Source organism: Pseudoalteromonas sp. S16_S37 (assembly GCF_014694405.1).
Classification (GTDB): Bacteria; Pseudomonadota; Gammaproteobacteria; order Enterobacterales; family Alteromonadaceae; genus Pseudoalteromonas.
The window spans coordinates 22,869-31,445 of record NZ_JAAUWV010000053.1; the positions used below are offsets into that span (position 1 = coordinate 22,869).

At 44.0% G+C, this 8,577-nt stretch carries 5 protein-coding genes; 4 read left to right on the plus strand and 1 reads right to left on the minus strand.

Annotated elements, in window-relative coordinates:
- Nucleotides 1-21: 21 nt before the first annotated feature.
- The 3 genes from HC733_RS17985 (at nucleotide 22) to ligA (ending at nucleotide 6,288) form a co-directional block, all read left to right on the plus strand.
- Nucleotides 22-3,420, plus strand: a complete 3,399-nt coding sequence (locus HC733_RS17985; RefSeq protein WP_190366389.1) for a chromosome segregation SMC family protein — start codon at nucleotides 22-24, stop codon at nucleotides 3,418-3,420.
- A 19-nt stretch (nucleotides 3,421-3,439) separates the two neighbouring features.
- Nucleotides 3,440-4,186, plus strand: coding sequence for a cell division protein ZipA (gene zipA / locus HC733_RS17990; protein WP_190366390.1), 747 nt, complete (start codon nucleotides 3,440-3,442; stop codon nucleotides 4,184-4,186).
- Nucleotides 4,187-4,269: 83 nt separating this feature from the next.
- Nucleotides 4,270-6,288, plus strand: coding sequence for an NAD-dependent DNA ligase LigA (ligA, locus tag HC733_RS17995; RefSeq protein WP_190366391.1), 2,019 nt, complete (start codon nucleotides 4,270-4,272; stop codon nucleotides 6,286-6,288).
- A gap of 48 nt (nucleotides 6,289-6,336) precedes the next feature.
- On the opposite strand, the gene HC733_RS18000 is transcribed toward ligA, so the two are convergent.
- A complete protein-coding gene (locus HC733_RS18000; RefSeq protein WP_190366392.1) occupies nucleotides 6,337-7,572 on the minus strand; it encodes a hypothetical protein in 1,236 nt (411 codons plus the stop codon).
- 83 nt (nucleotides 7,573-7,655) lie between these two features.
- On the opposite strand from HC733_RS18000, the gene HC733_RS18005 reads away from it, so the two are divergent.
- Nucleotides 7,656-8,465: an AraC family transcriptional regulator gene (locus HC733_RS18005; protein WP_190366393.1), complete on the plus strand. Its 810-nt coding sequence runs from the start codon at nucleotides 7,656-7,658 to the stop codon at nucleotides 8,463-8,465.
- Nucleotides 8,466-8,577: the final 112 nt, after the last annotated feature.

The following is an 8,577-nucleotide window of genomic DNA, read 5'->3' on the forward strand; positions in this document are numbered from 1 at the left end:
GTAGCGAATAAAAATAACAATATGCGTTTAAGCAGTATCAAATTGGCAGGGTTCAAATCATTTGTTGAGCCCACCAAAATCCCATTTCCAGACCCAATGACCTGTGTGGTAGGTCCTAATGGCTGCGGTAAATCTAATGTGATTGATGCCGTACGCTGGGTGCTGGGTGAAAGTTCTGCTAAGAACTTGCGTGGCGATGCCATGACAGATGTTATTTTTAATGGCTCAACCAATCGCAAAGCGATTTCCCAAGCATCTGTAGAACTGGTTTTTGATAATGCCGCTGGGCGTTTGCCAGGAACGCTTGCAGATAGAAACCAAGTGGCAATTAAACGTCTAGTGACCCGTGATGGTCAGTCTTTGTACTTTCTGAATGGCAGTAAATGCCGAAAACGAGATATTACCGATATTTTCTTGGGAACGGGACTTGGTCCGCGTAGCTACGCCATCATAGAGCAAGGGATGATCTCCCGCTTAATTGAAAGTAAGCCGCAAGAGCTGAGAGTGTTTTTAGAAGAGGCGGCGGGTGTATCAAAATACAAAGAACGACGCAGAGAAACACAAACACGCATCAAAAGTACCCGAGAAAATTTAGAACGCTTGCTCGATGTGCGACAAGAGCTGCAAAATCAGTTAGATAAATTAGCGCTGCAAGCACAAGATGCTAAATCATACCGAGAACTCAAAGCCCAAGAGCGTACGCTAAAGGGCGAACTTGCGGTGCTGAAGTGGCAAGCCTTACACCAAAAGCAATTAGAAAAGTCTGAGCAAATAAGTCAATTACAACAGCAGTTAGATTTTTTAAATACCGCGCATGGCGGTCATGATGACGTGCTGGCCTCACTAGAAAACCAAGTTAATTACTTCAATGACGGGATCAATGAACAGCAAAATAGTATTCATCAAATTCACACAGAGCTAACCCGTACCGAGCAGCAAAAACTACATTTGCTAGATAAACAACGCAGTTTGCAGCAAAACCTGGATAAACAAAAGCAAGCCCATATTGAAGCTGGGCGTTTGCTGGTGGAGCAACAAGCCCATGTTAGTGAGCTTCATGATATATTGCAGCAATGCGTTGAAGATGAACTTATCTATCAAGAGCAATATCAAGAATGTGAAGCGCACTATCAGGGCTTACTAGATGACTACGCAAACCTTGAAACTCAGCTGCAGGGCATACAAGAGCTGAAACATGAAGCGCAACAAGCGCTACACTTGGCTCAGCAAAGCCTCTTTGCAGCGGTGCAGGCGCACAGTCATGAGCAAGAAAAGTACCAAGCAATCAATGAGCAATTAAGCCAATTAAAGACCCAAAACCTTGATTATGAACTGACACAGCAACGCAATGTATATAGCGAAAAAGCGCAAGACATGGCGCGTTTGCAATCTCAAGCTCAAGCGCTCAATGAACGATTAGCAGCGCTAAGCGAGCAAAAAGCAGCTTTGCAAAAAAACGTTCAACATAGTCAGTCCCAGTTTGCAAACTGCCAAGCGAATATAAACGCGCTCAAGCAGGTGCTGGATACAAAAGAAGGTACTTCAGAGCAAAGTTATTTATCTTCTTTACGTGTGAAAACTGGATGTGAGTCGCTTGTAGAGCGAGCCTTACTAGGGTTAACCCACTTAAAACAAACCAGCGGCCCTGATAGTGATGCGGTTTGGCCGACACACAGCACAGCTAATCCCGACTCGGTGGCAAGCTTAATTGAATCAGGCTGTTACCCCACACTGCTCAACCATATTCAATTATTAGCCAGTGAGCAGCAATACAATGCTGATGGAAAGTGGTTACTTGCGATTGATAAAGATGGCTGTCTATACGGAGAGAACTGGCAGGCAAGCTGTGATAGTGAGCAACAAAATAACAATAGTGTGTTGTTGCAACATGCTCAACTTAGGGAACTCGAGCAGCAGTTGCCTAAGCTTGAACAACAACAAGCAGATTTGAGTGCGCAGCTTGAAGGTATTGAGCGTGAGCATAACGGCTGTAATACACAGCTACAGGACAACAAAGCACAAGTGCACCAACTGGCGCAGGAAATGGCGAGTACGCAAACTCGTATAGATATGCTCAAAGAACAGGTGAGCTTGTGGCAGCAAAAGCAGCAAAGCTTGTCTGAGCAGTTGGATATTTCACAGCAACAACAGGCACAACAGGCCAAAAAAGTGACACAATGCCAGCAAGTGCTTGACGATTGCGAGCTGCAATTGAGCAAGTTGCAACAAGATAGCGCTAACTTTGATGCAGAGTTTGCAAATGCTAAGCAGGCTCAACAAGCTGCACTGAGTAGTAAGCAAAAAGCGCAACAACTTTTACATGATGCCAAGTTACAACAGCAAAAAGCCACGAGTGATTGGCAGCTTAGTCAGTCTAAGGCGCAGCATTTGCAGCAAAGCCAAATGCAGGCGCAAGAACAATTACAAGAGTTGCTAGAAGAGCAGGAATTTTTACAAGAGCCTCTTGGCGAATTAGACGAAAAAATCGCATCATTATTGGAAAAGCATGACCAGCAGCAAGCGCTATTGGCTGAGCTCAAGCAACAGCATCTTGATGCTAAAGCACAATTACAAGAAAAACAGGCAAGTTTGAAATCTGCGCAATCTGAAGTTCAGATAGTTAATGATAAATTACAGCAGCTTAAACTTGATGAGCAGGGGTTGATGATCAAAGCACAAGCTGCACTTGAGCCTTTACAAGAACTGCAGCAAAGCTTAAAAGAGGTTTTAGCACAGTTAAGCGAAGATGCGACACAAAGTGCACATCAGGGGCGGCTAAATACGGTGAGTCAAAGTTTATCAAACTTAGGGGCGGTTAACTTAGCCGCGATTGACGAATTTGAGCAAGCCAAAGCGCGTAAAGAATATCTAGATGCGCAGTTAAACGATTTAACCGCTGCGCTAGACACGCTTGAAGGGGCCATTAGAAAGATTGACCGAGAGACTAAAACACGTTTTAAAACTACTTTTGATCAAGTTAATGAAGATTTAGCAGAGCTTTTTCCAAAAGTATTCGGTGGCGGCAGTGCCTACTTAGAATTGACCAGTGATGACTTACTAGAAAGCGGTGTTTCTATCATGGCAAGACCACCAGGAAAGAAAAACTCGACAATTCATCTGTTAAGTGGTGGAGAAAAAGCGCTGACCGCATTATCATTGGTGTTTTCTATATTTAGACTCAATCCAGCACCATTTTGTATGCTCGATGAAGTTGATGCGCCACTTGATGATGCCAATGTTGGACGATTCTGTCGTTTAGTTGAAGAAATGTCGCAAACGGTGCAGTTTATTTATATCAGCCACAATAAAATAGCGATGGAAATGGCTGGTAGGCTGACGGGGGTAACCATGGCGGAACCGGGTGTTTCTCGAATGGTTGCCGTTGATATTGAACAAGCAGTGCAGATGGCACAAGCGTAATAATAAAAAAGGTGAGTTGATGGCCACAGAATTAAGATGGGCGTTAATCGTGATCAGCGCAATAGTGATTGGTGGATTGCTGATCCATGGACTTTGGTCAGTACGTAAAAAAGGCAGTGATGATGCCAAAGTACAATCAAGTGGTAAATCAGAGTCTAATGATGAGCACCAAACGACAAATGCCCTGCGTGATGATGAGCCAGATATTGGTGAATTGAGTTTTGCCGCTACTGATGATGAGCTTGAGCAGCGTGCTGTTGATAAATCTGATAACGGTGATAGTGATGTTCAGTCACATACGCACGATGGTGAAACAGAGCATGCTCAGGATAGTGAATCGGAGCAAGCTCAGCAGCCACAAGATTTCATCATTTTACATATTGAGATGCCAGAAGGGCTGACAATGGCGGGTTCTCGCTTGTTGCCATCGGTGTTAAGTCTTGGCTTTAAATATTCTGAAGAAGGCTTCTTTAATCGCCATGTTGAGCCTTCAGGCAATGGACCGGTGTTGTTTAGGCTGGTCAACATGTTTAATCCGGGCACGTTCGATATTGATAATATGGAACAATTCAGCACTGCCGGTGTGAGTTTATTTATGACTTTACCTTGCGAAGGTGATGATGGCTTAGCGGCGTTTAACATGTTACATGGTGCCGCGAAAAAATTGGCGGATGAGTTTGGTGCCACAGTACTTGATAGCCAGCGTGAACCACTGAGCGTGAACACGGTACGTGCGTATGTTGAAAAAGTGAGAGAATATGCCTAAGCGGCGTTGAGGCTAGCTTAGTATTAATTTTAAGCCATGAACTTTAAATCAAAGTTCATGGCTTTTGTGTTTTAGAGGTTTTAATGTCAGAGCAAATTAACGAGCAGATCTTAGGGTTAAGAGCGCAGCTAGAAGAATATAACTATCAATATTATGTGTTAGATAACCCAAGCATTCCTGATGCAGAGTATGACCGTTTAATGCGTGAGCTGATAGCGCTTGAGTCACAGCATCCCGAGTTTTTGACCCCTGACTCTCCATCGCAAAAAGTGGGTGGACAAGCATTAGGTAAGTTTGAACAAGTTCAGCACCAAGTGCCTATGCTGTCGCTTGATAATGCATTTGATGAAGTAGAGTTTTCGGCCTTTAACCGTCGTATTAAAGAGCGTTTAATAACCTCTGAAGAGTTGGAGTTTTGCTGTGAGCCAAAGTTAGATGGTTTAGCTGTGTCGATTTTGTATCGCGATGGTGTGTTAGTGCAAGCAGCTACTCGTGGTGATGGCCAGGTCGGTGAAAACATTACCGAGAATGTAAAAACCATTCGTAATGTACCTTTGCGCTTGCGTGGCGATGATATTCCGCAAGAACTAGAAGTGCGCGGTGAAGTATTTATGGACAGCGCTGGATTTGCGCGTTTGAATGAAACTGCCGCTGCCAAAGGCGAGAAAACATTTGCAAACCCACGTAACGCGGCGGCGGGGAGCTTGCGTCAACTCGATTCAAAAATCACAGCAAAGCGTCCATTGATGTTTTACGCCTATTCGCTTGGTATAGTGCAGGGCGTTGCGTTACCTGATGAGCATTTTGCCCAGCTCAAAAAACTTATCGAATGGGGCTTCCCTATGTGCCCTGAAACACGTTTAGTGACAGGAACGCAAAGTGTGCTTGCTTACTATAACGATATTTTAGAACGTCGTTCAGAACTAGCGTATGAAATTGATGGCGTAGTGATCAAAGTTAACAGCAAAGCATATCAAGAACAGCTTGGCTTTGTTGCTAGAGCACCACGCTGGGCAATCGCGTTTAAGTTTCCTGCGCAAGAAGAAATTACTCAGTTATTGGATGTTGAGTTTCAAGTTGGTCGTACGGGGGCAATTACTCCTGTGGCGCGTTTGGAGCCGGTGTTTGTTGGTGGAGTAACGGTATCTAATGCCACTTTGCACAACCGCGATGAAATCGAGCGCCTTGGTGTAAAAATTGGTGATACCGTGATTGTGCGTCGCGCAGGCGATGTGATCCCGCAGGTAACACAAGTGGTGCTAGAGCGCAGACCTGACGATGCCAAAGAGATTGAATTTCCAACTTTGTGCCCTGTGTGTGAATCGCATGTGGAACGCGTGGAAGGGGAAGCGGTTACCCGATGCACAGGAGGGTTAGTGTGTCAGGCGCAGCGCAAACAAGCGATTAAGCATTTCGCCTCACGTAAGGCGCTTGATGTTGACGGCCTTGGCGATAAAATTGTTGAGCAGTTGGTAGATCGTGAGTTAGTGCACACTCCCGCCGATCTTTTTATTTTAAAACAAGGTCATTTTGAGTCACTGGAACGTATGGGTCCAAAATCAGCAAAAAATCTGGTTGAAGCACTTGAAGTAGCGAAAACAACCACACTTGCTAAGTTTTTGTATGCACTGGGTATTCGTGAAGTGGGTGAAGCAACAGCACAAAACTTGGCTAATCATTTTATGACGCTCGACAATGTGATGGCAGCGTCCGTCGATGCCTTGCAGGAAGTGAACGATGTTGGTGTGATCGTTGCTAAGCACTTACATGCGTTTTTTGCCGAACCGCATAATCAAGAAGTGGTGAATGCATTACTTGAAGTGGGCTTAAATTGGCCTCAAATTGAGAAAAAATCAGAGCAGCAGCAACCACTTTCTGGTTTAACTTACGTGTTGACTGGTACTTTGAGTCAGCTGAATCGCAATGATGCCAAAGCGCGATTACAAGCACTGGGTGCGAAAGTCTCTGGCAGTGTCTCAAAAAACACCCATGCACTGGTTGCGGGTGAAAAGGCCGGTTCTAAGCTAACCAAAGCACAAGAGCTGGGGGTTGATGTGCTGGATGAAGATGCGCTTATTGCCTTACTTGCTGAGCACGAGTAGCCATCTAGGCCGTTGGCAAACAGCGCGGTTAACCCGCGCTGTTTTATTTTAAATACGATCAAAGAGCTTTAAATCACCGCATTGTTGTAACTTATCTGTTTGCCAACAAAGATTAATCGATTGCTTGGCACTGCTCAGCAGGTTGCGTAATGTATCGAAGTTATTTGCCGTAAGGGCTTGCTTGTTAATATGGGTGATAATACTACCTTCGTTTATTCGCAGCTCTGTAGCGTGAGAGTCGCTCGCGATTTGTTTCACTATGCCACCTTGGGTGTGTGGTTCAAGCACTAAACCGCTGCGGTCGAGTAGTGAGCGGGTATTAAATAACTTGTTTTTGCGAATAGCGACAAAACCTTGTTGATAATTAAAGTGTATATCGAAGTTTTTTAAGAGCGCGCTGCCAACCAAACCTATACCTTGCTCGTCTTCCAGCTTGGGTAGGTTATGTGCACTGACTTGCGTAAAGCGTTCACCAAACAAGTCAAATTGCTTTATTCGACCGGTTTCAATTTGTTGAACACCATCAAAGTTCTCAAAATGACTTGGAAACGTTGTGTTGGGAAAACTAAACCCCTGAGCAAGATGTTCATTTAAATAAATGTAATTTGGTGCGCCGGTGTCTATAGCAAACTGATAAGTGTTGCTTTCATTGTCTTGATTGCTCAAATTTGCTTTCAGGTACGGGATCCTGCCATGCAAGGCGATAGGGTAGTGCTGCCAATCTTTTTTATTCATTGGTACGTCGGTGGTCGGTTTTGAAAATACGATGAGTTGGTCTGCATAGTGTATTGTGATGTTGTAGTGATTAAACAAGTCGTAACCAATTGCACCATCAAAATAGGCGCTATCAAAATCGCTGAATAATGGGTTTTGTGATAACGGCACATGAACGACAGTGAGATCAGATAATGTGATATTGCCTAGCTCTACACGCGTGTTATTAACGATATTAACCTGCTTACCATTCAGATCGAGTTGGCCTTCAATTTTCAAAGGGGTAGCTTGCGTTCTAGAAGTTTCAAATATAACGGTTGCGGAGGCCGCTGAGTCTAGGGCAAACCGCAGGGGTTGGGAGTTGTTCATCTTTAGCGCGATGATAATGTGTCCGTCATGCCAAACAAAAGGTAACGTGAAGGAGTCATTTGGGTTTTGCCATTGCTGCGACGCAAGTATATTACCGCTTTGTAAGTTAACAATCCCTTTGGCCTGACAGCCAGTTAAAAGCCACATTAGGCATATAGTAGCCAGCAGCTGAAATAGTTTTAGAAGGTACTGAGCATTCATATGGCACTCCAATTTTTATTTTGCGCTATAGTAGCAACGCGGATGCTTCAATAATTGAACGATATTGCGCTAGGAGTGAATGAATGGCAGAAAATAGTAGTTGGGTAAGACGTGCAAACGACGGCACAGGTCGCATTGAAGAATACCTGTGTGACTTTGCGTATGCGCCTCACAAACACGCAACCTATGCCTTGGCCATTACAACTTCAGGTGTGCAATATTTCAATTATCGGGGAACATTGCTTCGGGCTTTGCCTGGAGAGGTGATAGTACTGCACCCAGACGAATTACACGATGGTCAAGCGCGCCAAGGGACACCTTTTGCTTACCGAGGTATGAACATTGATCCATTGGTAATACAAGAAATACTGCAAGGTGCTAGCTTACCTTTTTTAGCCTCTGGTGTGACTAAGCTACCTGAGTTTGTTTCTTTGGCCAAAGCAATGCTGTGTGATTTCACGCGTCCTCTAGATACGCTTGAGTTTCAAGACTTGCTATATAGTTTTGCAGTATGTTTACAGCGAGCCACCACAAATAGCACTAAACACACTGTGGCAAATTATGAAGCTATTAAGTTAGTTAGAGAATATATAGATGATGAACTTTATAGTAAAAATAGCGAGCACAATGGCTTTAACCTCGAACACTTAGCCGATATTGCTAATTATAGTAAGTGGCAAGTAACCAGAGACTTTCGGGCGCTATACGGAACGACACCCTATCATTATTTGACTTTGAAGCGACTACAAAAAGCAAGAGGGATGATTGAGCAAGGGCAAGTGCTATCAAAGGTCGCGTTAGATTGTGGCTTTTCTGATCAGAGCCATATGCATCGACAGTTTAAGAAGTGTTTTGGTTTAACGCCCAAAATGTGTATTAAGTTAAGTAAATAGTCGACACTGAAAATCACTTAATGCATTGATCTTCTTGATGATCTAAACGATCTTACTATCCTCATTTTGCAACGTTTGTTTTCTCACCCCTCAAAACCTTGCAAAATGGAGA